Source organism: Streptomyces ardesiacus, assembly GCF_003112575.1.
GTDB classification, from domain to species: domain Bacteria; phylum Actinomycetota; class Actinomycetes; order Streptomycetales; family Streptomycetaceae; genus Streptomyces; species Streptomyces ardesiacus.
Window position 1 is genome coordinate 407270 of record NZ_BEWC01000003.1, and the last position, 26750, is coordinate 434019.

General features: G+C 74.5%; 18 protein-coding genes. 13 read left to right on the forward strand and 5 right to left on the reverse strand.

What is annotated here, in order from left to right; all coding sequences use genetic code 11:
• Positions 1-9 precede the first annotated feature (9 nt).
• Entirely contained in the window at positions 10-3225 is a 3216-nt protein-coding gene (locus tag Sdi02f_RS14725) for a helix-turn-helix transcriptional regulator (RefSeq protein WP_108933393.1), read from the reverse strand.
• Between the two features lie 309 nt (positions 3226-3534).
• Here Sdi02f_RS14725 and Sdi02f_RS14735 point away from each other — a divergent pair, with 309 nt between their 5' ends.
• The 3 genes from Sdi02f_RS14735 (at position 3535) to Sdi02f_RS14745 (ending at position 7131) form a co-directional block, all read left to right on the forward strand.
• Positions 3535-4236 carry a helix-turn-helix transcriptional regulator gene (locus tag Sdi02f_RS14735; RefSeq protein WP_030399409.1) on the forward strand — a complete coding sequence of 234 codons (702 nt, stop codon included), beginning with the start codon at positions 3535-3537 and terminating at the stop codon, positions 4234-4236.
• A 154-nt stretch (positions 4237-4390) separates the two neighbouring features.
• On the forward strand, positions 4391-5068 hold the full coding sequence (locus Sdi02f_RS14740) for a Pvc16 family protein (protein WP_055468479.1): 678 nt from the start codon (positions 4391-4393) through the stop codon (positions 5066-5068).
• 32 nt (positions 5069-5100) lie between these two features.
• Entirely contained in the window at positions 5101-7131 is a 2031-nt protein-coding gene (locus tag Sdi02f_RS14745) for an ATP-binding protein (RefSeq protein WP_167458178.1), read from the forward strand.
• A 23-nt stretch (positions 7132-7154) separates the two neighbouring features.
• Here the strand turns inward: Sdi02f_RS14745 and Sdi02f_RS14750 are convergent, their stop codons facing one another.
• The 4 genes from Sdi02f_RS14750 to Sdi02f_RS14765 all read right to left on the reverse strand — a co-directional run bounded on the left by Sdi02f_RS14750 (position 7155) and on the right by Sdi02f_RS14765 (position 13860).
• Positions 7155-8612 carry an RICIN domain-containing protein gene (locus Sdi02f_RS14750; protein WP_079080592.1) on the reverse strand — a complete coding sequence of 486 codons (1458 nt, stop codon included), beginning with the start codon at positions 8610-8612 and terminating at the stop codon, positions 7155-7157.
• Positions 8613-8709: 97 nt separating this feature from the next.
• Positions 8710-10149, reverse strand: a complete 1440-nt coding sequence (locus Sdi02f_RS14755) for an RICIN domain-containing protein (RefSeq protein WP_108933395.1) — start codon at positions 10147-10149, stop codon at positions 8710-8712.
• A gap of 15 nt (positions 10150-10164) precedes the next feature.
• A complete protein-coding gene (locus Sdi02f_RS14760) occupies positions 10165-10851 on the reverse strand; it encodes an eCIS core domain-containing protein (RefSeq protein WP_234320022.1) in 687 nt (228 codons plus the stop codon).
• Positions 10852-10962: 111 nt separating this feature from the next.
• On the reverse strand, positions 10963-13860 hold the full coding sequence (locus tag Sdi02f_RS14765) for a hypothetical protein (protein ID WP_108933396.1): 2898 nt from the start codon (positions 13858-13860) through the stop codon (positions 10963-10965).
• Between the two features lie 331 nt (positions 13861-14191).
• Here Sdi02f_RS14765 and Sdi02f_RS14770 point away from each other — a divergent pair, with 331 nt between their 5' ends.
• The 10 genes from Sdi02f_RS14770 to Sdi02f_RS14810 all read left to right on the forward strand — a co-directional run bounded on the left by Sdi02f_RS14770 (position 14192) and on the right by Sdi02f_RS14810 (position 26695).
• Complete coding sequence (locus Sdi02f_RS14770; RefSeq protein WP_055469842.1) at positions 14192-15799, forward strand: phage tail sheath subtilisin-like domain-containing protein; 1608 nt, start codon at positions 14192-14194, stop codon at positions 15797-15799.
• Between the two features lie 57 nt (positions 15800-15856).
• Positions 15857-16303, forward strand: a complete 447-nt coding sequence (locus Sdi02f_RS14775; RefSeq protein ID WP_030405220.1) for a phage tail protein — start codon at positions 15857-15859, stop codon at positions 16301-16303.
• Entirely contained in the window at positions 16303-16836 is a 534-nt protein-coding gene (locus Sdi02f_RS14780; RefSeq protein WP_030405221.1) for a hypothetical protein, read from the forward strand. The genes Sdi02f_RS14775 and Sdi02f_RS14780 overlap by 1 nt, the downstream gene beginning before the upstream one ends.
• Positions 16833-16991 (forward strand): DUF6760 family protein, encoded by a 159-nt coding sequence (locus Sdi02f_RS35875; RefSeq protein WP_007450918.1) that lies wholly within the window; start codon positions 16833-16835, stop codon positions 16989-16991. Before Sdi02f_RS14780 ends, Sdi02f_RS35875 begins: the two co-directional genes overlap by 4 nt.
• A gap of 3 nt (positions 16992-16994) precedes the next feature.
• Positions 16995-21056 carry a hypothetical protein gene (locus Sdi02f_RS36065; RefSeq protein WP_176589867.1) on the forward strand — a complete coding sequence of 1354 codons (4062 nt, stop codon included), beginning with the start codon at positions 16995-16997 and terminating at the stop codon, positions 21054-21056.
• Between the two features lie 89 nt (positions 21057-21145).
• The gene (locus Sdi02f_RS14790; RefSeq protein ID WP_030405260.1) at positions 21146-21568 is read left to right on the forward strand and encodes a phage tail protein; all 423 of its coding nucleotides are present in this window, start codon (positions 21146-21148) and stop codon (positions 21566-21568) included.
• 28 nt (positions 21569-21596) lie between these two features.
• Positions 21597-22316: a CIS tube protein gene (locus Sdi02f_RS14795; RefSeq protein ID WP_030405259.1), complete on the forward strand. Its 720-nt coding sequence runs from the start codon at positions 21597-21599 to the stop codon at positions 22314-22316.
• Positions 22316-24250 carry a VgrG-related protein gene (locus tag Sdi02f_RS14800; RefSeq protein WP_030405258.1) on the forward strand — a complete coding sequence of 645 codons (1935 nt, stop codon included), beginning with the start codon at positions 22316-22318 and terminating at the stop codon, positions 24248-24250. Before Sdi02f_RS14795 ends, Sdi02f_RS14800 begins: the two co-directional genes overlap by 1 nt.
• A 34-nt stretch (positions 24251-24284) precedes the next feature.
• A complete protein-coding gene (locus Sdi02f_RS14805; RefSeq protein WP_030405257.1) occupies positions 24285-24737 on the forward strand; it encodes a GPW/gp25 family protein in 453 nt (150 codons plus the stop codon).
• Positions 24737-26695 (forward strand): putative baseplate assembly protein, encoded by a 1959-nt coding sequence (locus tag Sdi02f_RS14810; protein WP_030405256.1) that lies wholly within the window; start codon positions 24737-24739, stop codon positions 26693-26695. Before Sdi02f_RS14805 ends, Sdi02f_RS14810 begins: the two co-directional genes overlap by 1 nt.
• The last annotated feature ends 55 nt before the right edge of the window (positions 26696-26750 follow it).

A 26750-nucleotide genomic window follows, 5' to 3' on the forward strand; every position in this document is an offset into this window, starting at 1 on the left:
CGGACCCGGTCAGCAGCGGGTGTCGGGGCGCGCCTCCCGCTCGCGGTGCCCGCCGCGCTCCAGGGCGCCCGGCAGCTCCGTCCGGCGGCGTATGCGCAGCTTGCGGTAGGTGCTGGTCAGGTGGGTCTCCACGGTGCGCCGGGCGAGGTGGAGGAGTTCGGCGATCTCGGTGTTGGTCCGTCCGTCGGCGGCCAGTTCGGCGATCCGGCGCTCGCTGCCGGTCAGCGCGTCGGCCCCCGTGCGGTCCGCCGCGGAGCCCCGGGCGCCGCCCTCGCGCAGCGCCTGCCCGGTCAGCGCGAGCCAGCGCCGGGCGCCCTTGTGTTCGGCCAGGTCGGCGGCCTCCCGCAGCCGGGCCCGGGCACGCCCGCGTTCGCCCGCGTCGAGGAGCTGGCGGCCCTGGGCGAGCAGGGCGGGGATCAGCTCCATGTCGGTGTCGGCGGACGCGTCGCGCAGGGTCCGTACGGCCTCCTCGGCCAGTTCGAGACCGCGCCGTCCGCCGGTCGCGGTGCCCAGCACGCGCAGCGCCCGGCCCACGGTGCGCGGGGTGTTCCACACCCTGGCCAGTCTCAGTTCCTCCGTCGCGAGGGCCAGCGCCTCGGGGCCGCCGCCGAACGCCAGCCGTATCTCGGCGGCGGCGGTGCGCCACGGGGTGACGACCGGGCTGACCACCTCGCGGGCCGACTGGCGCCGCCCGCACTCCAGGAAGTCGTGGAGCGCTCCCATGGGGTCCCCGGTGGCGGCGCGCAGCACGCCCCGCGCGTACAGGTAGCGGTTCAGCTCCCAGTTCTCCGGCGCCTCGCGCAGGTCGAAGCGGTCGGCGTGGCGCAGGGCCTCGTCGGCGCGGCCGGTCTCGACGAGCGCGATCAGGGCGTGGGCGTCGCGGTTGGTGGGTCCGGGGCCGGGCCCCGGGTCGGCGGCGAGGGCGAGCAGCCGGGCGTGGTCGCCGCGGGAGGCGACGATGTCGGCGCGGGTGTTGAGCAGGGCGTGCTGCATGGGGTGCAGCAGGGCGGGGTGCTGTCCGGCCAGGCCGCGTTCCACGAGCCGTTCCGCCTCGTCGAGTTCGTCGGCCCACTGGGCGACCGCGGCGGCCGTACCCAGCAGGAAGGGCTCGGCGAGCGGGTCGGCGGGCTGGGCGAGCAGGTGGCGTACCCGGGTCATCGCCTCGTCGGCGGAGATCAGGGCGGCCGTCGCCGCGTAGCGCACCAGCAGGGCCTGTCCGGCGGTGCCGACCAGTTCCGGGGAGTGCCGTCCGGTGTCGGACAGCCACCGGTACACCTCCTGCCGGGTGGCCAGGTCCTCGTCGGACAGCAGCGCGGTCGCGGTCTGCACGGTGCGGGCGAGGTCCGGGTGACCGGAGAGCCGGCCCTCGGTGCGGCGCAGCACCTCCATCGCCGTACGGATCTCGCCGCGCCCGGCGAGGGCGGTGCCGAGGGCGACGGCCGTGCGCACCTGGTTGCGGGGCTCGGCCGGCAGGTGCTGGGCCTCGGCGAGGCGCGCGATGGCGGCCGGGGTGTCGGCCGACGCGTACTCCAGGGAGCCCAGTTCGGTCAGCAGGCGCTGGCGCAGGTCGTCGGTCAGCGGTTCGTCCAGGGCCCGGCGCAGGTAGCCGACGGCGTCGGCGGGCCGGGCGTCGTGCACGGCGACCGTCACGGCGTCGCGCAGGACGCGCAGCGCCCAGGACAGGCCGACGGCCGGGGTGCGCAGCAGGTGCCGGGCGACCGCCTCGACCCGGCCGCCGCGGCGCAGGAGTGCCTGGGCCGCCGAGCGGTGCACGGCCTCGCGGCGCGGGCGGGGCCAGCCGGTGAGCACGGCGTCGCGCAGCAACGGGTGCGCGTAGCGCGGGCGGCCGGCCGCGTCGGGGCGCAGCAGACCGAGCCGTGTCATGGCCGCGAGCCATCCCTCGATCCGCACGGGGTCGGCCCCGGCCGCCTCGGCGAGCACGTCGACCGGGTCCCCGGCCGTCCCCCACGCCGCGGGCGGGGAGAGGGCGGGCCGCGGCGCCGTCCGGTGGGCGGGGTGCGCGGGCGGATCGGTGCGGCCGTAGCCGCCGGCACCGGGCGCGGGCGCCGGCCGGGGGCCGTACGGGGCGTGCGCGAGGGCGGGACGCGGGTCCCGGTGGGGCGGGTACGGCGCCTCGGCGGCGGGTTCGGTGGGGTGCGGGTAGGGGCCGTGCTCCCGCGGCGCGGCGAGGAGGCCGGGCGCCCCGGACACCGGGAACGCCGCCTCCGGGTCCCCGGCGTCCCCGGGGTCCGCGCTCCACACGTCCCGGCAGCCCGGGGCGATGTCCCCGGGCCGGCGCGTCCGCACCGCCGGGGCGTCGTGCGGGTGCGCGAACGGCGGGGTCCGCGGGTGCGGGAGGGCAGGCCGGGGCGCGCCCCGGCGCGACGGCGGACCGGCGGGGCAGGCCTGCTCCAGGGCGGCGAGGCAGCGGGCCACGTCGGCCGTCGCGGGGCCCGCGCTCTCCAGCCACCAGGACACGGCGGCCGGGTAGGACCCGGGGTACAGCGCGGCGCAACTGGCCGGCACGGGCGGGGTGCCGTCGGGGTGCGGGGTGCCGCCGAGGTCGTCCAGCAGGGCGTGCAGGAGCAGCGGGCTGCCCGCACCGGCCAGCACGACCTCCCGCGTCCAGGACGCGGACGCGTCGGGGAAGGCGTCGCGGACCAGCCCGGCCGCCGCCGCGTCGCTGAGCGGGGCCAGGGTGTGGGTACGCACCAGGGACGGCGACAGGGCCCGGGTGAGTCCGGGGGGCCGGGGGTCGATGTCGTACTGGCTGCGCTCGGTGGCGACCAGCAGTACGGGTAATCGGTCGACGTGCCGGGCCGCCTCCGTCAGCCAGCGGCGCGAGGACTCGTCGGCGAGGTGGACGTCGTCGACGGCCACCAGGACCGGGCCCTCGGCGGCGTACGCGCGCAGCACTCGCCACAGCCGGGCCGCGCCGGCCCGGTCGCCGCTGCCGAGCAGCATGTCGGTGAACTCCGGCACAGGACCGAGAAGTTGGAGGACCATCGCGAAGGGCACCGATGTGTCCTCGGGCGAGCAGCGCACGCGCAGCACCCGCAGGCCGCGGTCCTCGGCCAGCCCGGCGGCGGCCTCCAGGACGGCGGTGCGACCGGTGCCGCCGGCGCCGCGCAGCAGGACGAGGCGGCCGGTGCCGGCCCGGGCGCGCTCGATCTCGGCGGCCAACAGCGCCTGTGCGTCGTCGCGTTCACGGAGCGGTCCGGTCATCGGTGCCTCCTGTGGTGGATGGTGCTCCCCCGGTGTGTGAGACGAACGTCCGCGGCCGGCGGTGGTGCGAAGTGGCGCGGGTCACGTGGGCACGCGGTCGCCGCCCCGGGCCCCCGCGTCCTTGTGCGGACCCTGTGAACTGCCCCGACTCCTGCCCCACGGCCCCTTGCGGCGGCAGACGCGCCGGTCTCGTGGTCCACCTCGTGGTGGTCCACGATTGCGAAGTCCCAGCGGCCCCACAAGTGTGGAACACGCACATCCGCTACGGGTCTGTGCCGTATTGCGCGCACGTGAACAGGGGGGAAACGGTTGCTCAACTCACCCCGGGCCACCACCACATCCATCACGACCACCACCTCGGCACGCGGCTCCGGCGCGGCCGCCGGCGTCGTCGACCGGCGGGTCCCGGTGGCGGTGTCCGCCCCGGACCCGATCAGCCGCGAGGGCGCGGTCAGCCAGCTGCGGCGGCACCCGGAGATCGACCTGCGCGAGGAGTCGGGTCCCGGCACGGTCGCCCTGCTCATCGAGGACGCGCTCGACGACGCGGCGCTCACCCGGCTGCGCAGGATCGTGCGCAGCGAAGGTGCGCGCGCCGTCCTCGTGATCGGCACGATCCGCGAGAGCGAACTGCTCGACGTCGTCGAGTGCGGCGTCGGCGCGATCGTCTGGCGGCACGAGGCCACCGCCCACCGGCTGGTGCAGGCCGTACTGGCCGCCTCGCGCGGCGACGGGGACCTGCCCGCGGACCTGCTGGGCCGGCTCATCAGCCAGGTCGGCACCCTGCACCGGGGCGCGGCGGGCCGCCCCGGGGCCCCGTCGCTGGGCCTCGCACCCCGAGAGGTGGACGTCCTGCGGCTGGTCGCCGAGGGTCTCGACACCGGAGAGATCGCCGGCAAGTTGTCCTACTCCGAACGCACCGTCAAGAACGTCATGCACGGACTGACGACACGGCTTCATCTGCGCAATCGCGCCCACGCCGTGGCCTATGCCCTCCGGGAAGGCTACATCTGACCGAACGGGCAATCGAGGGCGGACCCCCGGGGCCGCGCGGGCAGGGCACCCTGCCCGGCCGTCGTCCCCGTGGCGCGTGCGGGCGCAAGGGCCCCGAGGCACGATCGACGGTGGATGTCCATGACGGTCAAGGCGGGAAGTCGGGAGCACGAGCGTGATCCACGAGGTGGACGAGGTCCTCAAGAGCCTCCTCAAGAGCGGGGCGTTGACGGACTCGGGCATCGACGTGGCCTTCGAGGCGCCCACCCGTGACTGGGCGGCCCGCCGCAACGCCCCCGTCGTCAACGCCTACCTGTACGACATCCGCGAGGACGTGAACCGCCGGCACCGCGGCCAGATGGCGGTGCGCGACCAGGACGACATCGTCATCAAGCGCCGTCAGCCGCCGCGCTGGTTCCGGCTGTCGTACCTGGTGACGGCGTGGACCAAGACCCCGCAGGACGAACACCGGCTGCTGTCCGCCGTCCTGGCGACCCTGCTGCCGCGCGAGCTGCTGCCGCCCTCCGAACTCCCGGGCTCCCTCGGCGCGCTGAACCTCTCCGTGCCGCTGACGGTGGCCGGCATCCAGTCGGAGACCCGCTCCCTCGCCGAGATCTGGTCCGCCCTGGGCGGCGAACTCAAGCCGTCCCTCGACCTGGTGGTGACCGCGCCCTTCCCGGCCTTCCCCGAGTACGACGCCGGGCCCCCGGTCACCGAGGGCGCGACGGTCCGGGTCGGCGGCATGGAGGGCGACCCGCCGCTGCCGGAGGGACGCTCGCACCGGCCGCACCAGGTGGCGGCGGCGCGCGTCGCCCGCAGGGCCGCCCAGGACGGCCGTACGAAACGACAGTGACACCAGTGACGCCAGTGACCCCCGCAACGACCGTGCACACCCCCGGCACCGGCCCCGCGCCCGCCGACCCGTCCGGCGACTGCGCGCAGACGCTGCTCGCCCGGCTCGGCGTCCTGCGGGAACGGGTGGCCGCGCTGGTGGACCACCGCACCGCCGACGACCCCACGGCCGAGGACCCGCTGCGCGGCCTGTACCTGCCCGACGAGGCCGTCCACCACCTGCTGCGCACCTGGCCGGACCCCGCCGCGGCGGCCGGGTCCGGGGAGGCGCCGGCCCACGTCGGCGGTCCGGCGGGCCCCGTGGACCGGCTGGCGGCGCTGGGCGAGCGGGCACGGCTGACCGAGCTGGACACCGCCGCCCTGCTCGTCGCCCTCGCCCCCGACGTCGACCGCGCCTTCGAGCCGCTCTACGGCTACCTCAACAACGACGTGAGCCGCCGCCGCGCCACCGTGGGCCTCGCCCTCGACCTGTGCGGGGTGCCCGCGCACGCGTCGGCGGCCCGGGCCCGGTTCCACGCCTCCGCCCCGCTGCGCACCCTCGGCCTGCTGGAGGTGGAGGAGCCCGAACGGCCCTTCCTCACCCGTGCGCTGAAGGTCCCGGACCGGCTGATCGGCCATCTGCTCGGCGACGACACCCCGGACGCCGCGCTCCTCGGCCTGCTGCTCCCGATGCCGGAGCCGCTGCCCGCCGCGGGCCCCGACGCCGACGCGTTCGTGGGCCGGCTGGCCGCCCTGCTGCGCGAGGGCCCGCTCGTCGCCCACCTGCGCGAACCCCGCGAGGGCGACGGCCTGGCCGCCGTCGCCGCCGCCCTGGACGCCGCGGGCGTGGACGCGCTGCGCTGCGGCGAGCCCGCGGACCACGTGCCCGAGCTGCTGCGCGAGGCCCGCCTGAGCGGCCGGGCCCTCGTGGTGGCGGGGCTGCCCGAGAAGCCGGCCGCGCTGGTGCGGGCGCTGACCGCGGCGCGGGACGTGACCGTCCTGATGACGGACCCGCGCCCCTACGACCCGCAGTGGTCGCCGCACGACCCGCTGGTCCTGGACGCCCCGGCGCGCGGGGCCGGTGGCGCCGCCGCCTGGCGGGCCGCGCTGGGCAGCGACGCCGACGGGTTCGACCTGGCCACGGCCGTCGCCCCGTACCGGCTCGGCGGGGACCGCATCCAGCGCGCCGCGCACACCGCCCGCGCCCTCGCCGCCTTCGACGGCACCCCGGTCACCGCCGACCACGTCCGGCTCGCCGCCCGCCGGCAGTCGGCCTCCGGCCTGGAGAGCCACGCCCGGCGCATCCGGCCCGCCGTGGACTGGCGGGACCTGGTGCTGCCCGACAAGCCCCTGGTCCAGCTCCGCGAACTCGCCCTGCGCGCCCGCCATCGCGACCGCGTGCTGGGCGACTGGCGGCTCAGCGCGGGCGGCGGGCGCGGCCGGGGCGTCCTCGGCCTGTTCGCGGGCGAGTCCGGCACCGGCAAGACTCTGTCGGCGGAGGTGGTCGCCGCCGACCTGGGCCTGGACCTGTACGTGGTGCAGCTGTCGTCGGTGGTGGACAAGTACGTCGGCGAGACCGAGAAGAACCTGGAGCGGATCTTCACGGAGGCCGACCGCACCGACGCCGTGCTGCTCTTCGACGAGGCGGACGCCGTCTTCGGCAAGCGCTCCGAGGTCAAGGACGCGCACGACAAGTACGCCAACATGGAGAGCGCCTACCTGCTCCAGCGCCTGGAGTCCTTCGACGGCATCGCCCTGCTCACCACCAACCTGCGGGCCAACATCGACGAGGCCTTCACCCGGCGCCTGGACCTCGTGGTGGACTTTCCCTTCCCGGACGTCGAGCAGCGGCTGGCGCTGTGGCGGCACGGCCTGTCCCGGGTCCCGTCCGACGAGGGGATCGACCTGGAGCCGCTGGCCCGGGAGTTCGAGCTGGCGGGCGGTTCGATCCGCAGCGCCGTGGTCACCGCCGCCTACCTCGCCGCGGGGCGCGACGACACGGTGACGGCGGACGACCTCCTGGAGGGCGCCCGCCGTGAGTACCGCAAGGCCGGCCGGCTGGTCCCGGGGGAAGGCGGCTGGTGACCGCCGCCGGGACCGCCTGAGCCTCAGCCCCTCTTCGGGTGGATGATCTCCCACTCCTGGTCGTCGACGTTGGTGCAGTCGTCGAGCACCAGCTTGGAGAAGAGGGCGCCGCCGTTCGCACCCTCCACGCCCAGGCACTTCTGGTTGCTGGAGAAGTTGCGGATCCAGTAGGCCCCGCTCTCCTGCTTGTCGACCCACCAGACCTGGTTGTCGGTCGGGACCTCGTTGTCGCAGTGGAACTCGGTGACGGGCGTGCCCACGGCGGCGGAGACGTGGTCGGGCAGGTCCATGCAGTACTTGTCCTTGATGTTCCGGATCTGGAAGAGGTCCGCCCCGCCGGGGCCGGCCTTCTTGAACCGGACCTCAAGGTTCCAGATCTGGTTGTCCCCGTCGGTGTCGTCGCAGACCGCCTGCTGGACCGGCCCGTCGAGCTCGCCCTTCTCCCGCCCGGGGAGTTCGGCGCACATGTGGCTGGTGGTGTTGCGCAGCAGGATGTTCTCGGCGGGGACCACCGGCTTCACGGCGGGCTTCGCGGGCTTCTTGGACTCCCCGCCGCCGCCCTTGTCGCCGTCGCCCTTGTCGCCGCCGCCACCGCCGTCGTCCTTCGGCTCCTGCGTGACGGGCTGCTCCAGCTTCGGCTCATCCACGGGCGCGGACTCGGCGCTGCTGGGCAGGGTCTCCGGGGTGGCACTGGGGGACAGCGCCACGCCCGCCTGCTGCGTCTGCTCGGTGGCACTGGTGCGGACCTGCGGCTTGTACGCGATCCAGATCATCACGAACGCCACCGCGACGGCCACGAAGATGCCCAGGAACGTCGCCAGCCAGCGCGGCAGAAAGCCCCGCTGCACGTACGTGCCCTCGACCTCGGTGGGATCCACCCCGGAGCGGCGGACGGCCAGCCGGTAGGGCCGTTCCTCCTTCGCCCCGAACCAGATGATCCGCTTCGGCTTCAGCGTCGTCTCCACGAACGCCGCACGCCCCGGCTCGATCTGCACGTTCGACGGCCGGATCTCGTACGACAGATGGTCGCCCGTGTCGCTGCCCGCGACCGACGCCGTCACCTTCGTGTTCCCCAGGTTGTCCACCGCCAGCCGCGGCCGGCCCCGGAAACGCCCCTTCACCGTCGGCGGCACCAACTCCGCGCGCACCTCGGTGAACGCCGTGATCGTGAGGTTCCCCTCCGGCACCGTCACCGCGTCCGGATGCTCCGTCGGCGTGATCCGCACCGCGTACGGATTCGGCCCCGCCACCGCGTCCGACGTACGCGGCGGAGCGAACGTCAGCTCCACCGTCCCCGTCGTCCCCGGATACAGGCGCAGCGTCTGCGGCTCCACCGTCGTCCAGGGGGCCACCTGCCCCACCGGTTCGAACCGGTACTCGTCCACCACGTCACCGGTATTGCGCACCCGCAGGCGCACACGCGTACTACTGCCGGGGTCCACAGTCGCGGACGCGGGCTCCAGGGAAGTCCACAGGCTCACACGCCGACGCTACGCGCCAACTCAGGTTTGAACAGCGGCAATCGGGGCATTACTGGCTGCCCCAAGGTGCCTGGTCGCACGGCTGTCCGGACCTGGGTCAGTCCTTGTTCGGGTGGATGATCTGCCACTCCTGGTCGTCGGTGTTGGTGCACTTGGCGATGTTCAGCGGGGTCTCGGTGCCGCCGTTCTGGCCCTTCACGTTCAGGCACAGGTGGTTGCTCGCGTAGTTGCGGATCCAGTAGTCGCCGCTCTCCTGCTTGTCGACCCACCAGAGCTGGTTGTCGGCCATCGTGCCGTCGCAGTGGAACTCGGCGATCCCCGTGCCCTCGGGACGGGCCCCGAACTCCCCGAGGTCCATGCAGAACTCGTCCGTGGCGTTGCGGATCTGGAAGAGGTCCGCCCCGCCGGGGCCGCCCTTCTTGTACTTCACCTCGAGGTGCCAGTACTCGTTGTCGCCCTCTTCGTGGCAGTTGGCCTGCTGGACGACCCCGTTGATCTGGCCCTTGCCCCGTCCGGGGATGTCGGCGCACATGTGGGTGGTGGCGTTGCGCAGCATGACGTTCCGGGCGGGGACCACCGGCTTCACGGCGGGCTTCGCGGGTTTCTTGTCCCCCCCGTCACCGCCGCCGGAACCTCCTCCTCCGCCGCCGCCCGCGTCGTCCTTCCCGGTCTCCTCCGCGGCCGGCTGCTCGGGCTCGGCGGCGGGTGCGGACTCGGCGCTGCTGGGCAGGGTCTCCGGGGTGGCACTGGGGGACAGCGCCACGCCCGCCTGCTGCGTCTGCTCGGTGGCACTGGTGCGGACCTGCGGCTTGTACGCGATCCAGATCATCACGAACGCCACCGCGACCGCGACGAAGATGCCCAGGAACGTCGCCAGCCAGCGCGGCAGGAACCCCCGCTGCACATACGTGCCCTCGACGCCGGTGGGATCCACCCCGGAGCGCCGTACCGCGAGCGTGTACGGGCGTTCCTCCTTCGCCCCGAACCAGATGATCCGCTTCGGCTTCAGCGTCGTCTCCACGAACGCCGCACGCCCCGGCTCGATCTGCACGTTCGACGGCCGGATCTCGTACGACAGATGGTCGCCCGTGTCGCTGCCCGCGACCGACGCCGTCACCTTCGTGTTCCCCAGGTTGTCCACCGCCAGCCGCGGCCGGCCCCGGAAACGCCCCTTCACCGTCGGCGGCACCAACTCCGCCCGCACCTCGGTGAACGCCGTGATCGTGAGGTTCCCCTCCGGCACCGTCACCGCGTCCGGATGCTCCGTCGGCGTGATCCGCACCGCGTACGGATTCGGCCCCGCCACCGCGTCCGACGTACGCGGCGGAGCGAACGTCAGCTCCACGGTGCCGGTCGTGCCGGGATACAGGCGCAGCGTCTGCGGCTCCACCGTCGTCCAGGGCGCGATGTCCCCGACGGGCTCGAAGCGGTACTCGTCCACCACGTCACCGGTGTTGCGCACCCGCAGCCGTACGCTCGTGGTGCTGCCGGGGTCCACGGTCGCGGACGCGGGCTCCAGGGAAGTCCAAAGGCTCATCGGATCCGTACCGTTCTACTCCGTGTCGTCCGCGTGGTCCGTGGCCGCTGCCCGGGCCTCGACGGACGGGGCGATCTTCCTGCCCGCCCCGAAGGCGGCGCCGTCGGCCTCCGCGGCCCGTTCGGAGCCCTGGCCCGGGTCGGTCACGGCGAGCCCGGCACCGTTGTCGTTGCCCGTCTCGCGCACGCCCGCCAGGTTCTCCTTGACGTGTCCCAGCTCGTGGCCGATGACGTCCTTGCGGCCGGCCGCCTGCGGGCCGAGGAAGACGTGGGTGCCGACCGTCATCGCCTGGGCGCCCAGGGCCGCGGTGGCGCGCTGGGCCACCGGGTTGTCGTGGACGCGGGTGGGGGAGAGGTCGGTCTGGTAGAACGACTCCGCCTCGGAGCGGATGGACCCTCCGAGCGGGCTGCTCGGCGTGGCCATGGCCTCGTTGAGGAGCTGGACCTGGCCCTGCGGGCTCTTGTCGTCGAACCCGTCGTGTCCGCAGCCCGCGCCGTGCTGGTGCGTCTCCTGGCCGATGAGCCGCTGCACGGCGTGGTTGCCGACGGAACGCTGGAGCGCCATGACCGCCGCCGGGGTCATCGGAGCGCCGCTCACCCCGGTGGTGGGCGCGGTCGCGGGCCGGTGCGGAGGCCGACCACCCCGCACGGCCTTCTGCTCGGTGGCTTCCTCGTGCGCGCGCACCATGGCTCCCTTCGACACGAACGTGTGGCCACCACCAGCCCTACCGGAGGGCACCCGCTCCCGACAGGTCCCCGAGGGCAACGCCGGGGGCAGGGCACCGCAGTTGACCCCGTCCCCGGCGGTGGGGACTCAGAGCGAGGAGAGCGCCTTGGCTATCGCCTCTTCCCATTCGGTCTGCTGGTCGGGGTCGTTGAGCGACGCCTCCCACTCCGGCTCCGTCTGGTTGTGGTGGTCCGGGCCGCACTTGAGGGTCTTGAGGAAGTCGCGGGCCTTGCGCCGGATGTCGTCGGGGACGTTCTCACTCGCGGGAACGGCCGGTCCGGCCGCCTGCGCGTAGATCTCCTGCGCGTTGAGCTGCCGCTTCCCCTGCTTGATGGCGTGCGTCACCATGACCGCCTCCTTCCACGCGTCGCTCCTTCTGCCCCGTCCGTCCTCGTCCAGCCTGGGCTTCTCGGACGCCGGTGTTCCTTCCTGGGGCGTAGTGGTCCGGGCGTGCTTCTGGTAGTCGCGCACCGAGTTGTAGCGCTTGTTCGCCTTCTTCACGCCCTTCTTGGCCGCGAGGCCGCCCAGGCCCAGCGCCGTGCCGGCGGCCATCACGCCGGGCACGATGCCACCGGAGACCGCTCCTGTCGCGGCCGCGATCGCCACGGCACCGGCTGCGGTCCGCGCGACGTTGCCGCCCAGGGCGAGGGACCGGTGCGTGAGTTTCCTCTTCTTCTTCTCCACCGCGTAGTCCCGTCCGGCGGCCAGATGCTCCAGCAGCTCCTTCCTGAGGCCGTCGATGCGGGTGCGCTCGTTCTCGACGGCCTGCAGGGCCTCCGCCTCCTCGCCGGGCCGGGCGGCCGCCAGCCTCACCGAGGTCCCGGCCAGTGCGGTGTTGGCCGCCCCCAGTTCGTTCAGGACGTCTTGGAGTTTCCGGCCGCGCTGGGCGACTTCACCCTTGAAGTGCTCCTTGAGCTCGTTGCGCTGGGCACGGGTGTTCTTCAGGGCCCTCACTTCGCGGCCGGCGGTCAGGGTGGAGAACGCGACGGTGAGGGCGCCGCTGGCGTCGCCGAGTTCCGCCACCCCGGACGCGCCCTTGGCGGTCCTGATGAGGTTGTCGCTGATCTTCACGCCGTCGTTGACGGTCATGAGGGTGTTCGTCGTCCCGGCGAGGGGCTTGGTGTTCACGTTCTTCCGGTGCCCGTGGGACGCCGGGCCCTTTTCGTGGCGCTTTCCGACCGAGTCCTTGTACGTCACCACGTCGTTGAAGGCGCCGGTGAAGTCGCTCGCCAGGTTGATCGGGTTCTCGACGTCCTGCTGGATGGTGGTGTTGCGCGCCGTCCCGGTGTCCCCGAGCTTCGTCGCCTCCGCCCGATGCGTTCCGCTGTACGGCGAGCTGAGGCGGAGCGCCACCGTGTCGGGCTGGTCGATCCACGGCTTGGCCTTGGCGGCGCCCTTCTTGATCGCGCCCCCGACACGCTTGCCCAGGGACTGGCCCGCCTTGTCGGTGCTCGCCGCTTCCGTCCCGTTCTTCTTCGCGGCTTCCGCCGCGGCCTCCTCCTTCGCCTTCTTCTCCGCCTCCTCCTTCGCCTTCTTCTCCGCCTCCTGGGCCTTCTTCGCCGCGCTCATCGCGTCCGACGCCGTGGTCTGGGCCGCCCTCTGGTCCTGCTGCCGCTGCCCCGCGGCCGCCGCCCTGTTCTGTGCCGCGGTCGCGTCCTGCGCGTGTTTCTGCTCCTCGGCGCGGGCCTGGGACACCTGCCGCCGCCGCTCCTGCGCGGTGTTCTCGTGCCGCTGGGCGTTGGCCTGGGCCTGGGCCGCCTGCTCCATCGCCTTGTCGGCGGCCTCCTTGTGCTTTTCCGCCTCGCGCTCGGCCTTGCCGCGCTCCTGCGCCGCCTCGTCGGCCTCCCTGTCCCGCAGCGCCGCCAGCTCCCGGGCCTTCTTCGCCTGCTCCTCCGCCGTGCTCCGAACTTCGGCACACTCGGCCGCTTCGCCCTCGGCCTCCTTCTTCGAGGCGTCGGCGTCGCCGGCCTCCCCCTTGCGCAGAGCGGCGTCCTTCTGGGCCGCCCCCGCCTGCCTCAGCGCGGCCTCTGCCGCGGCGGCCCACTGCTTCACCCTCTCGGCGATCTCGGCCTCCGCCTCGGCCTCCACCTCGGCCTTGGCCGCCTTCTGCAGCGCCTGGTCCTGGGCCTCCGCCCTCGTCCGCGCCTCGGCCTCGGCGGCCTTCTGCTTCTCCCCGGCCTCCTTGGCCTCCTTCTGGAGCCGCTTCACCCGTTCCTCGGCGGCCTTCTGCTTCTCCCTGGCCTCGTCGGCCAGCTTCTGGAAGCGCGCCGCCCTGTCCTCGGCGTCCTTCCGCTCCTTCTCGGCCTTCTCGGCCCTCTCCGTGTACATCCGCTCGTCGTCACGGGCCTTCTCGGCCTCCTGGCGTTTCCCCCGCTCGGTCCCCCGGAACCCGCTCGCCCTGGCCTCGGCCGCCCGCTGCTCCCCGGTCTTCCTGCGGGCCGCCCCGGTGTGCAGGTCCGCGTCTGCGCGCGACTTCTCCCCGTCCCGCTCGGCGGCCTCCGCCTCCGTCGTGAGCCGGTGCGCCCTGCCCCGGGCCTCCGCCGCCTTCTTGTGCGCCTCGACGGCTTCCCCGGACGCGTTCCACACCTCGGTCTCGGCGGCCGCCCGGCCCAGCGACGCTTCCGTGACCTTCGCCTTCTGGGCGGCCACCTCGTCCACGGCCGCCTGCTGCTCGGCCGCCGTGTCCGCGCCCCCGCCGGACTCACGGGCCGGCCGCTCGGTCTCCGTCACCGGCGTGATCTGCAGGTCGTCCACCGGCGCCGCGGTCGCCCGCGCCACCACCGCGCCCGGGGGGAGCTGCGCCGTGCCGCCCGCGCGCTGGATCGCCGTACCGGCCCCCCGCCGGATCGCCGTGGCGACGGCCCGGTTCCCCGCCGCGGCCTGCAGCGAGGCCAACGGCGGTCGCGGACGGCCCTGCGGACGGGTGCGGGCCGGGGGCTCCCCGGCCACGCGGTGCCCCGGCGTCTGGTTCAAGCGGTCCGACACGGACGTTCCCTTCCTGACACCACGTCACCGTCGCCGCCCGCACCGGGCGGCGCCCCGGCGCGGCAGGGCGGCGCGCCCCGGTAACGGGGCTCGATCGCAAGATGACATCCTGGCGAACTGGCAGTCGACACAAGATGTTGAATCAGAAACGCCGGGCGACCGCCAGGGGTCTTGGAGGGGAAGGACCGGGAAGGGCCGGGAGTCTGCCCCTACGGGCACGACCAGGGGCAATGACCGTGCCCCCGCTCCGGCACCGAAGGACGTTTCGGCCGCGGCAACGCGCGCGTGAGTCTGAGGGGCGTCCTGTCTCGTACCCCGAGGAGAGCAGAGCATGCCGTCCTACCTGTCGCCCGGCGTCTACGTCGAGGAGGTGGCCAGCGGCTCGCGCCCGATCGAGGGAGTGGGCACGTCGGTGGCGGCCTTCGTCGGTCTCGCCCCGACCGGCCCGCTGAACGAGCCCACCCTGGTGACCAACTGGACGCAGTACGTCGCGGCCTTCGGTGACTTCACCGGCGGGTACTACCTCGCGCACTCCGTCTACGGGTTCTTCAACAACGGCGGTTCCGCCGCCTACGTCGTCCGCGTCGGCGGCTCCGCCGAGGACGCCGGCGTCGGCGACGCCGCGGCCGGCACCGGCGCCCCCGCCGCCGTCACCGGCGGCATGACCAAGGCCGCGCTGCCCGCCGCCGAGCCCAAGCAGCTCGGTACGTTCTCCGTGACGGCCACCGCCGCAGGCCAGAGCGGCCCGCTGACCGTCGAGGTCGCCGACCCCGAGGGCGAGGGCCCCGCCGAGCGGTTCAAGCTGATCGTCAAGGACGGCGACAAGCCGGTCGAGACCTTCGACGTGAGCGCCAAGAAGGGCAACCGCTCCTACGTCGTCACCCAGGTCAAGGAGCGCTCCAAGCTCATCACCGTGACCGAGGCCGCGCCCGCCGCGCAGCTGGTCCGTCCGGAGAACCAGACCCTGACGCTGCCCGCGCCGCCGTCCGCCGCCCCCGCCGTCCCGGCCGGGCAGGGCGAGATCGCGCAGCCCGGTCCGACCGAGTACATCGGCGACTCCGCGGACCGCACCGGCTTCGGCGGCCTCGAGGCGATCGACGAGATCTCCATGGTCGCGGTGCCCGACCTGATGGCCGCCTACCAGCGCGGCGCGATCGACCTGGAGGCCGTCAAGGCCGTCCAGCTCGGCCTCATAGCCCACTGCGAGCTGATGGGCGACCGCGTCGCCATCATCGACCCGCCGCCCAGCCAGAACGCCCGTCAGATCCGCGTCTGGCGCCAGGAGACGGCCGGCTACGACTCCAAGTACGCCGCCCTGTACTACCCCTGGATCAAGTCGTTCGACCCGGCCACCGGCCAGTCCCGCCTGGTCCCGCCGAGCGGCCACGTCGCCGGCATCTGGGCGCGCAACGACTCCGAGCGCGGCGTGCACAAGGCCCCCGCCAACGAGGTCGTCCGCGGCGCCGTCGACCTGGAGCTGCAGATCACCCGCGGCGAGCAGGACCTGCTCAACCCGATCGGCGTCAACTGCATCCGCTCCTTCCCCGGCCGCGGCATCCGCGTCTGGGGTGCCCGCACCCTCTCCTCCGACCCGGCGTGGCGCTACCTGAACATCCGCCGGTACTTCAACTACCTGGAGGAGTCGATCCTGATCGGCACCCAGTGGGTGGTGTTCGAGCCGAACGACCACAACCTCTGGGCCCGCATCCGCCGCAACATCTCCGCGTTCCTGGTCAACGAGTGGCGCAGCGGCGCCCTGTTCGGCCAGAGCGCGTCCGAGGCCTACTACGTCAAGTGCGACGAGGAGACCAACCCGCCGGAGTCGGTGGACCTCGGCCGGGTCGTGTGCGAGATCGGCATCGCGCCGGTCAAGCCCGCCGAGTTCGTGATCTTCCGGCTGGCCCAGTTCTCCAGCGGCGGCGGGGAGCTGGAGGAGTAGCGAGCGCCGCTCCGCCCCGTACGCCATCGTCAAGAGCCTCAGAAGGACTGAGAACACATGAGTCTGAACCCCGGTGACTCCCTTACTTCACACAATTTCGGTCTCCAGATCGACGGCGTGATGATCGAGTACCTCTCCGAGGTCAACGGCATCACCCTCGAGCAGGACGTCATCAAGTACCCGCAGAACAACGGCGCGACCGGCAAGCTCGAGATCGCCGTGATGCCGGGTTCGGCGAAGGACGGCTCCTGCACCGTCGTCCGCGGTATGACCCAGTCGTCCGCGTTCACGCAGTGGATCAACGACTCGCTCGAGGGCCGCATGTCCTCCGCCCGCAAGAACGCCTCGATCATCGTGATGGACTACGAGGACAACCCGGTCAAGCGGTACAACCTGCGCAACGCCTGGTGCAGCAAGCTCGACATGAGCCCGGTGAAGGCCGGTGAGGCCTCCGCGCTGACCGAGACCGTCACCATCGTGTTCGAAGAACTGGTCATCGAGTAATGCGGCGTATGGCTGCCAAGGCACCCGCCGCGGCACCCCAGGCCGCGGCGGCGGGAGCGGACTTCCCCCGTTCGGCTCCCGCCGCCGCGCCGGCGGAGTCACCGGCCGGTCCGCCGGCCGGTGCTCCCGCCGGGCCGCCCGTCGACACGGCGCCCCGGCAGGAACTGCGGACCGAGTTCCCCTTCGAGCTGCCGCGCGGGTACGTCGACGACTCCGGCACGGTGCACCGGGACGGCGTGATGCGCCTGTCGACGGCCCGGGACGAGCTGATCCCGCTGCGCGACGTGCGGGTGCAGGAGAACCCGGCGTACCTGTCGGTGGTGCTGCTCGGCCGGGTCATCACCCGGCTGGGCACGCTGCCGTCGGTGCACGACGGCATCGTGGAGAACATGTTCGCCTCCGACCTGGCGTTCCTCCAGGACTTCTACCGCCAGATCAACGCGGAGGGGCACACCCGCGCGGCCGTCGCCTGCCCGCACTGCTCGGAGGCCTTCGAGGTGGAACTCGGCGGGAGCCGCCTGGGGGAATCGTGACGTACGCGACCGACCGGCTGCACGAGGAGATCGCGTACGTCGCCTACCACTTCCACTGGAGCCTGGAGGCGATCCTGGACCTGGAACACCAGGACCGCCGCCGGTACACGGACCAGATCGCGTCCCTCGTGACGCGTGGCACGGCGGAGGGCTGATCGGTGGGATTCCTGGACCGGCTGCGGGGCCGCGGGGACGGCGGCGTCGACGGGAACGGGGGCGGGGCCGCGCCGACCGCGGGTGCCTCCCCCGACCCGGGCTCCGGCACGGCTTCGGGTGCGCACCCGGACGCGGGCGGGAGCACGGCGTCCGAGTCCGGTGCCGCGACCGGCCCGGCGCCCGCGACCGGCCCGGCGCCCGTGGCCGTCGCCGCCTGGACGGGCCTGCCGCCGATCCAGCGGGCCACGGGAGCGGCACGTACGGGAGTGGTGGCGGACGCCGGTTTCGGCGGCCGCCTTCCGACGTGGCAGAACCCGTCGTTCACGAGCGCGCCGTCCCCGGCGGTACTGAACCCGGCGGCCGGCGACAGCCTGCTGTCGGGCGCCTTCGGCACGCCGTCCCGCCAGACGTCCTCCACGCGCCTGGCGCCCCCGCCCGGCGCACCGGCCCAGCGGATGCCGGTCGCGCCCCTGCGCGCGATACCGCAGGACACGACCGAGCCCGGAACTCCCGGCCCTCCCGCGAGTTCCGTGGCGCCGACGCGTACCTCCGCCTCGGGTGCGCCGCCGCGCACACCCGGGTCGCGCAGGGCCGCGTCGGCTCCCGCGCCCACGTCCCCGTCGCCGTCGCCGTCGCCGTCGCCGGTCCAGCGGGCCGCGCGTTCCGCCGCACCCGCGCCGGCGCCGGCCCCGGCCCCGTCCTCCGGGGCACCGGCGGGCACACCGCCCGCCCGGGCCGCGCGCGGCGTCCAGGTGACGCCGGTACCGCCCGCCGCGCCCCGCCCCCGGCAGGCCCTGACCAAGGCTCCGTCCGGGGCGTCGGCCGTGCAGCGCCGCTCCTTGCCCGCGAGCCGCCGGACCACCGGCTCCCCGCCGGAGTCCTCCGCAACGGCGCCCACGTCGGCGGACGGCGACCGAGCGGAGCCCGCCGCTCCGGTGCAGCGCGCCTCGGTTCCGCGGCAACAGCCCCCGGCCTCCGCCGGAGCACCGTCCCCGGCCGGCCCTCCCGTACAGCGCGCGGCATCCGCCGGCACGGCACCGGCACCGGTGTCCGCTCCGGACGACCGGCCCGCCTCCGCCGCCCCGGTGCGCGGAACCGGACCCCGGCCCGACGGCGGTACGGCACCGGCCGGGGACGGCGGCACGTCGTCGTCCGGTACGCCGGTGCAGCGCGCCGTACGGGAACCCGGCACCAGCGCCGACCCGACCCCCACGCGCCCGACCCGCGACACGGGTACGCCCGCCCAGCACGCCACCCGCGAACCCAGCCCCACCCCCGCGCGGGACCGCGCCACGCCACCACCCGCAGCACCGCCGGTGCAACGCGTCCCACGCGAACCCGGCGGCACCGCCGACCCGGCACCCACACCCCCGGCCCGCGACACCGGCACACCCGTCCAGCGCGCCGTACGGGAACCCGGCACCAGCGCCGACCCGACCCCCACGCGCCCGACCCGCGACGCGGGTACGCCCGCCCAGCGCGCCACCCGCGAACCCAGCCCCACCCCCGCGCGGGACCGCACCACGCCACCACCCGCAACACCGCCGGTACAACGCGCCCCACGCGAACCCGGCGGCACCACCGACCCGACACCCACACCCCCGGCCCGCGACACCGGCACACCCGTCCAGCGCGCCGTACGGGAACCCGGCACCAGCGCCGACCCGACCCCCACGCGCCCGACCCGTGACACCGGCACACCCGAGCCCAGCGCACCGGCGCGGCGCGCCACCCGCGACCGCAGCGACGGCACGGCCCCAACGCCCGCGCCCGCGCCCGCACGCGAACCCGCCGCGCCCGTCCAGCGCGCCACCCGCGAGCCCAACCCCACCCCACCACCGGCCCCCGTACCCGCACCCGAGCCCACCGGCGCCCCCGCCCCGGCGACCACGCCTCCGGCCCCGCGCCCCGCGTCGGACACCACCCCGGTCCGGCGAGCGCCGCGCGAGTCCGGCGGCAGCCCGGCGACGGCGCCCGGCCCGGTGGTGCACCGCGCGTCCGCCCCGCAGCACGGCCCCGCGCAGACGCCCCGCACCGCGCCCGCCCCCGCCGGGGACTCCGGCGAGCGTCCGACGGCCTCGCCGGGCTCCGCGTCATCGGGGCCCGCGGTCCAGCGGTCGGCGGAGCGGCGGCCCAGGGCGGGCCTCGGGCCCGCCATTTCGCGCTCCGGCGGCGACGCGACGTCCCCCGCTCCCGTCCAACGCGCCGTACGGCGACCGGAGTCCGGCGCCGCCTCCGGACCGGCAGCCCACCCGGCACCTCCCACGCGCCCCCGCACCGCCCCGGCCCCCGACGGCACGGCGTCCGGCCTGCCGGTGCAGCGGGCGTCGGTGTCCGACCCCGTCACCGCCCCCGCGCCCGGGGCCAAGAGCCCGGGTGCCGGCCCCGCGACGCCGTCCTCGGCGCCGACGCCCGTGGCGGGAGCCGCACCGGCCGGGACCCCGGGGACTCCCCCTGCGGCCGCCGCGTCGGCGAACGCCCCGGCACCGGACCCCACGCCCGCGCCGGGCCGACGGGCGGCCTCCCCCGCCACCCCGCCGGCGTCCCCTCCCCGGCCGACGAACCGCGCCTCGGCGTCCCCCGGCTCCTCCGCGTCCCCGGGCACCCCGCCCGGTGCACGGCCCCCGGTCCAGCGCCGGACGCCCGCCGACCGGCCGGTGCAGCCGACGCAGACGCCGGCGTCCCCCCGCCCCTCCGAGGCGGCCACCCCGGCCACCCCGGCCACCCCGGCGCCCCCGGTCCAGCGGTCCGCCCAGAGCCCGGCCGCCGGCCTCCCCGGCACGCCCTCCGCGGCCCCGGCACGCGCGCCGCACGGCGGCACGGCCGCGGCCGCCCCCGTCCAGCGCTCGGCGACGAGCCCCTCGGCCCCGAGCCCCTCGGGCCCGGTCCCCTCCGTACCGCTCGGCTCCGTACCGCTCGGCCGGCCGGAGGCAGGGCGCGGGGAGACCGGCCGGACCGGCGGCAGCCGCCCGGGGCGCAGCGGTTCCCCGGCCGCCCCCGCCCACCCCGTGCAGCGCAGCGCCGCGCCCCGGCGTCCGGGACTCGGCGCCCCCACCTCCTCCGGACCGGCCGACGCCGTACGCCCGGCGGCACCCCCCGCCGCCCCGGTCCCCCCGACAGCGCCCGCACCCCGCTCCTCCCCGCCCGGTGCCCCCTTCCCGCCGGCCGGCACCGCGCCGTCGGCTCCGCTCCTCCCGGCGGCGGCCCCCGGCCCGGCCGCCGCCGAGCCCCGTACGGCCGTGCCCGTCCAGCGGTCCGCCGCGCCGAGCCCCGCCGTGCCGCCCTTCGCGGCAGCGCCCCCGCCCCTGCCGGTGTCCTCCCCGATGCCCCGGCCGGCCGCGCCCGCGCTCACGCCCCCGGCCCCGCCCATGACGGCCCTCGCGCCTCCCCCGCCCGCACCGGGCGGCGGCCCCAAGCCGCCCCCCGTCCAGCGCGCCGCCACGCAGGCCGTGCCGCTGCGCCGGCCCGCCCGCCCGGGCGCCACCGGCGCACCGCTCCCGGTGGCCCCCCTCACGCCGCCCGCGGCGTCGGCGCCCCGCCCGCCCCTGCCCGTCGGCACGGCGACGCCACCCGCGCCGTCGACCGGGACTCCGCCGCCCGCGGAGCCCGCCGTCACGGCCGCGGCCCCCGCCTCCGGCGGCGCCTCCGCGCCGCCGGTCCAGCGTGCGTTCGGCCTCGGCAGCCGCTCCGGTCGTACCACCAGTGCCCTGGCCGCGAGCGCCGCGGCCGCCGTGTCCGAGAGCCTCGCGCGCTTCCGGACCCCCTCGGCCTCGTCGTCCTCCTCCTCGCAGCACGGCCCGGCCGAGCCGCCACCCCCCTACGAGTCCTCCCCGCCCGGCAGCCCGCCCCCGTACTCGGCGGGTTCGGGACAGTCGTCACCGGGAGCGGGCGATCCGCCGCCCGAGTACACGGCGGTCCCGGCCGGCGGGTTCGACCCGCGTGAACTCACCGACTTCCAGCTCGACGAACTGGTGCACCGGATCATCGGCCGCGTCACCCGTCTCGTCCGCACCGAACTGCGCATGGACCGCGAACGGATCGGCAGACTGCGCGACCCGCGCTGACCGGACCGCACCGGCCCCGCCGGACCGCCGGACGCCCCGAGGGCCCCGCCCGCCCGCCACCGTTCCCCGACAAGAAAGGTCGACCCCCGATGACCCGTGAGGACCCGGGCTCTTCCATCTGGTTCAGCCTCGCCATCGACGGCGAGAGCCTCGGCTACTTCAACGGGTGCGAGGGCCTGTCGACCCAGGTGGAGGTGGAACAGCGCCAGGAGGGCGGCAACAACGCCTTCGTGTGGCAACTGCCCACCCGTGTCACCTTCTCCAACATCCGGCTGACCCGCCCGCTGACCCCCGACACGGCGAAGGTCGCCAAGTGGATCTCGTCCGTGCAGACCGGCATCCAGCGCCCCACCGCGCAGATCTCCGCCCTGCGCGCCGACGGGTCGCTGGTCGCCCGCTGGGGACTGATCGACGTCCTGCCGGTGAGCTGGCAGGGCCCCAGCCTCGACCCCGGCAACCTGTCCGTGGCCACCGAGGTGCTGGAGATCGCCCACCACGGCTTCACGGACTGACGGCGCCGGACAGCAGAAAGGAACACCCATGGCCAGCAGCAGTGGCGCCGGCAAGAGCCTCGTACGCGCCAACCTCGCCATCCACGAGCCGCCCACCGGCGACTCCACCTCGCCCGGTGGGCTGATCAAGCGGTTCCCGTTCGAGTTCAACCCGGCGCACCTGTCGATCAGTCAGCGCGCCCAGTGGAAGTCGACCCCGACGGCGGCCGTGCGCAAGGCCGCCAAGCCGCAGTTCATGGGTGCCGAGCCGCGGGAGATGACCCTGGAGATCTTCCTGGACTCCTCGATGAAGCCCGGCGACACCACCGTGATGAAGAAGGTCGAGTCGCTGCTGGTCTGCTGCGAGGTGACGGCCAGCAGCCTGGGCGCCGACCAGCCGTCCCCGCCCTGGGTGATCTTCGAGTGGGGCTCGTTCTCCACGGCCCGGTTCAACGCCTACGTGCAGTCCATCGAGACCCAGTACACGCTCTTCGGCACCTCCGGCGTCCCCATCCGCGCCACCTGCCGGCTGGCCCTGGTGGAGATCCCCGGCCCCACCCCGAACCAGAACCCGACCTCCGGCGCCCTCACCGCCCAGCGCATGCACCGGGTCGTCGCCGGGGACTCGCTGCAGTCGCTGGCCTGGAGCGAGTACGGCAGCGCCAACGCGTGGCGGGTGATCGCCGAGGCCAACGGCATCGACGACCCGTCCCACCTGCCGACCGGTACGGAGCTGATCCTGCCCGCCACCGAGGAGGTGCCCCGCTGATGGTGCGCCCCTCCTTCTCCAGCATCGTCGAGGTGAAGATCGGCGGCGCGAAGCTGCCCGACACCATCGCCCCGATGCTCACCGACGGCTGGGTCGACCAGGGCGTCAACGTGCCCGCGGCGTTCCGCCTCACCTTCCGCGACCCCTACCACCGGCTCCTCGGCAAGCTGAACGTGCAGTTCGGCACCAAGGTCGTCATCACCCCGATCGCCGACGGACACGGCAAGGGCAACCCCCTGCTGACCGGTGAGGTCACCGGCCTGGAGACCGACTACGACGGCACCGGCAGCTTCACCGTCATCCGCGGCTACGACTACGGGCACCGGCTGATGCGCCAGCGCCGCGTGGCCGCGTACCGCAACCAGAAGGCCTCCGACATCGCCCGCAAACTCGTGGCCCTGGACGGCGTCTCCATCGGCCGCATCCAGGCGACCAAGGGCACCTACGGATTCCTCGCCCAGCCCAACGTGACCGACTGGGACTTCCTCGCCCGGCTCGCCGACGAGAACAAGATGGTCATGTACCTGGACTCCCACGGGAAGTTCCGCTTCGTCACGCCCAAGCCGTCGGCCGGGGCGCCCTCGCCGAGCACGGACGGCGACAAGAGCACCTTCGTCCTCCAGGCCGGCCACGACATCCTGCGGCTGCGCGCCGCCGTCACCGCCGCCGACCAGATCGGCGAGGTCGAGTCGCGCGGCTGGAACGTCACCACCAAGAGGAAGATCACCGAGACCGCGCCCGCCACCACCGACCCCGGCATCGACATCAAGTGGACGCCCGGCACCGCGGCCGGCAAGTTCAAGCCCGGCACACTCGTCGAGACCGCCAACCCCTACGACCGGCAGGACGAGGTCCAGAACGCCGCCAAGGCCCTCGCCGCCGACGTCACCGCCTCCTTCGCCGAGCTGGAGGTCGCCGCCAACGGCCACCCCGACCTGCGGCCCGGCGTCCCCGTCGCCCTCGCCGACGTGGGCACGCCCTTCGAGGGCAAGTACACCGTCACCTCGGTGCGCCACCACTTCGGCGACGGCGTCCCCTACGAGTCCTGGATCACGGTCAGCGGACGCCAGTGGCGTTCCCTGTACGGCCTCGCCTCCGGCGGCAGCGGTGGCACGGACCCGGCGAGCGCCGCCCGGCTGCCCAGCGTCGCCAACGCCGTCGTCACCGACGTGGCGGACCCCCTCAAACAGGGCAGGGTCAAGCTGCAGTTCCCGTGGCTGGACGACACCTACGTCAGCGACTGGGCGCGCAGCGTCCAGATGGGCGGCGTGGCGGGCGGCGGCGTCTTCCCCATGGACGTCGGCGACGAGGTGCTGGTCGCCTTCGACCGCGGGGCGCTTGACCACCCCTTCGTGATCGGCGGCCTCTACAACGGCCGGGACGTGCCCACCAAGAACGACGTGCCCCTGCACGACGGCCTGAAGAAGAAGGCCGTGCGGCACACCCTGTCCGACCGCCAGGGCAACCGCGTCGACCTGCTCAGCCAGCGCACCGGCGGGCGCAAGCAGGGCGTGCGGATCGCCAGCGGCAACGACAAACTGACCATCAACCTCGACCGCACCAAGACGGAGATCACCGTCGACAGCAAGGGCACCGTCAAGATCACCGGCAGCCGCTCGGTGTCGGTGGAGGCGGGCACCGACCTCTCGCTCTCCGCCAAACGCTCACTGAGCATCAAGAGCGGCGGCCCCCTCACCATCCGGGGCGAAAGCATGATCAACATGCGCAGCGGCGGCCAGATCGGAGTCACCGCGGGAGCCGCCCTCAACCTCGGTGCGGGCGGTGCGGCGACCCTGAGCGCCGGGGCCGCGACGACCATCTCCGGTACCGTCAACGTGCAGATCAACTCCGTCATGACACGGATCATCGGCGCGACCCTCGAGGCCAAGACGCCCATCTTCAAGGTCGCCACCATCCCCGTACCGGGCCTGTGACGAAGCGTTTCCGAGGAAGGCAGGTTGCTCTCTGATGGCCGAACAGTTCGTCGGCTCCGGCTGGTCGTTCCCCCTGCGCATCGGACCCACCGGCGGGATCGCCCTCGTCAGCGGCGAGCAGGAGGTGGAGGAGGCCATGCGGCTCGTCCTCGCCACCGCCCCCGGCGAGCGGCCGATGCGCCCCGAGTTCGGCTGCGCCATCCACGACCTGGTCTTCGCCCCGGTCAACGAACAGACCGCGGGCCGCATCCAGCACGAGGTGTACATCAGCCTGGACCGCTGGGAGCCGCGCATCGAGGTCCACGACGTCGAGGTCACCTCCGACGGCGACCAGAACGTCCTCTTCATCGACGTCCGTTACTCGATCCGCGGCACCAACAACCCGCGCAGCCTCGTCTTCCCGTTCTACGTCATCCCCTCCCACGACGAGCCCGACCTCCCCGACGCGCCGGCCGGTCTCCCGGGCTCTCCCGAAAGCGACCGCTGATGCCCCTGCCCTCCCCCAACCTCGACGACCGCCGCTTCCAGCAGTTCGTCGACGACGCCAAGCGCTACATCCAGCAGCGCGCCCCGGAGTGGACCGACCACAACGTCTCCGACCCCGGCATCACGCTCGTCGAGACGCTCGCCCACATGGCCGACCAGATCGTCTACCGGCTCAACCGCGTCCCGGACAAGAACCACCTCGCCTTCCTGGACCTGGTCGGCATCACGCTCTTCCCGCCGTCGGCCGCGCGCACGGACGTCACCTTCTGGCTGTCCGCACCGCAGGAGGACACGATCCTGGTCCCCGTCGGCGCCGAGATCGCCACCCTGCGCAGCGAACGCGACGAGGCCGTCGTCTTCGCCACCGAACGCGACCTGCGCATCGTCCCCTGCACCCTGGACCGCCTGGTGACGCAGATCCGCGGCGAGGCCGTCAGCGACCGCACCACCGACCTCGCCGAGAGCAAGGACGTGATGTGCTTCGCCGAGTCGCCCAACCCCGGCGACTGCATGCTCATCGGCCTCACCGCCGCCATCCCCGACTGCGCCCTCGCCCTCGAACTCGACAGCCGCGTCGACGGCGTCGGTGTCGACCCGCGCCAGCCCCCGCTGGTCTGGGAGGCGTGGACCGAGGACGGCTGGCAGCCCTGCGAGGTCGACCGCGACGGCACCGGCGGCCTCAACCGCCCCGGCGACATCGTGCTCCACATACCCGGCGGACACGTCCTGTCCCGCAACGGCGGCCACGAGGCCGGCTGGATCCGCTGCCGGGTCACCGAACCGCTGAACGGCCAGCCCTTCTACACCACCTCGCCGACCGTGCGCTCCGCCGAGGCCTACACCATCGGCGGCACCACCGGCGCCGTCCACGCCGAGACCGTCCTCGACGAACTCCTCGGCGAGTCCACCGGCCTGCCCGGCCAGCGGCTGCGGCTCGAGCACGCCCCCGTCGTCGCCGGCGACCCGCCCGTCCTCCTCCAGACCGCCGACGACAACGGCTGGCAGGACTGGGACGTCGTCCCCCACTTCGCCGGCTCCCGCCCCGACGACCACCACATCACCCTCGACGCCGCCACCGGCGAGATCGCCTTCGGTCCCGCCGTCCGCGAGGCCGACGGGACCCTGCGCCAGTACGGCGCCGTCCCTCCCAAGGGCTCCGTCGTCCGCGCCCGCCGCTACCGCACCGGCGGAGGCAGGGCCGGCAACGTCGCCCGCGGCGCCGTACAGGTCCTGCGCACCTCCATCCCGTACGTCTCCGAGGTCGTCAACCGCGAAGCCGCCCGCGGCGGCGTCGACGGCGAGACCGTCGAAGAGGCCAAACTCCGCGCCCCCATCACCCTGCGCGCCCAGGAACGCGCCGTCACCCTGCGCGACTACGAGGAACTCGCCCGCCGCGCCGCCCCCGAGACCGCCCGCATCACCTGCCTGGAGGGCCAGGAGAACGAATACGGCGCCCACGCCGTCCGCGTCCTCGTCGTCCCCCAGGCCGTCCCCGACCCCGGCGGCCGCCTGCGCTTCGAGCAACTCGTCCCCGGCGACGCCCTCCTGAGCCGCATCACCCGCCACCTCGACGAACGCCGCCTCATCGGCACCCGCCTGTCCGTCGGACCGCCCTACTACCAGGGCATCACCGTCGTCGCCACCGTCCACGCCTTCCGCGACGTCGACGCCGACCGCGTCCGCCGCCAGACCCACGACGCCCTCTACCGCCACCTCGACCCGCTCACCGGCGGCGCCGACGGCAAGGGCTGGCCCTTCGGACGCCCCGTGCAGGCGGGCGAGGTCTTCGCCGTCCTCCAGCGCGTGCCCGGCGTCGAACTCGTCGACGAAGTCGTCCTGCACCCCGCCGACCCCCTCACCGGCAAGCGCGGCGACCCCACCGACCGCATCGACCTCGAAGCACCCGCCCTGGTCTTCTCCTACGACCACCGGGTCCGCGTGATCGGGGACAACACGTGACGACCGCCCCGGCCTCGCAGCGGGGCTCCGTCGACGGGCTGGGCTCCTCCCTGCC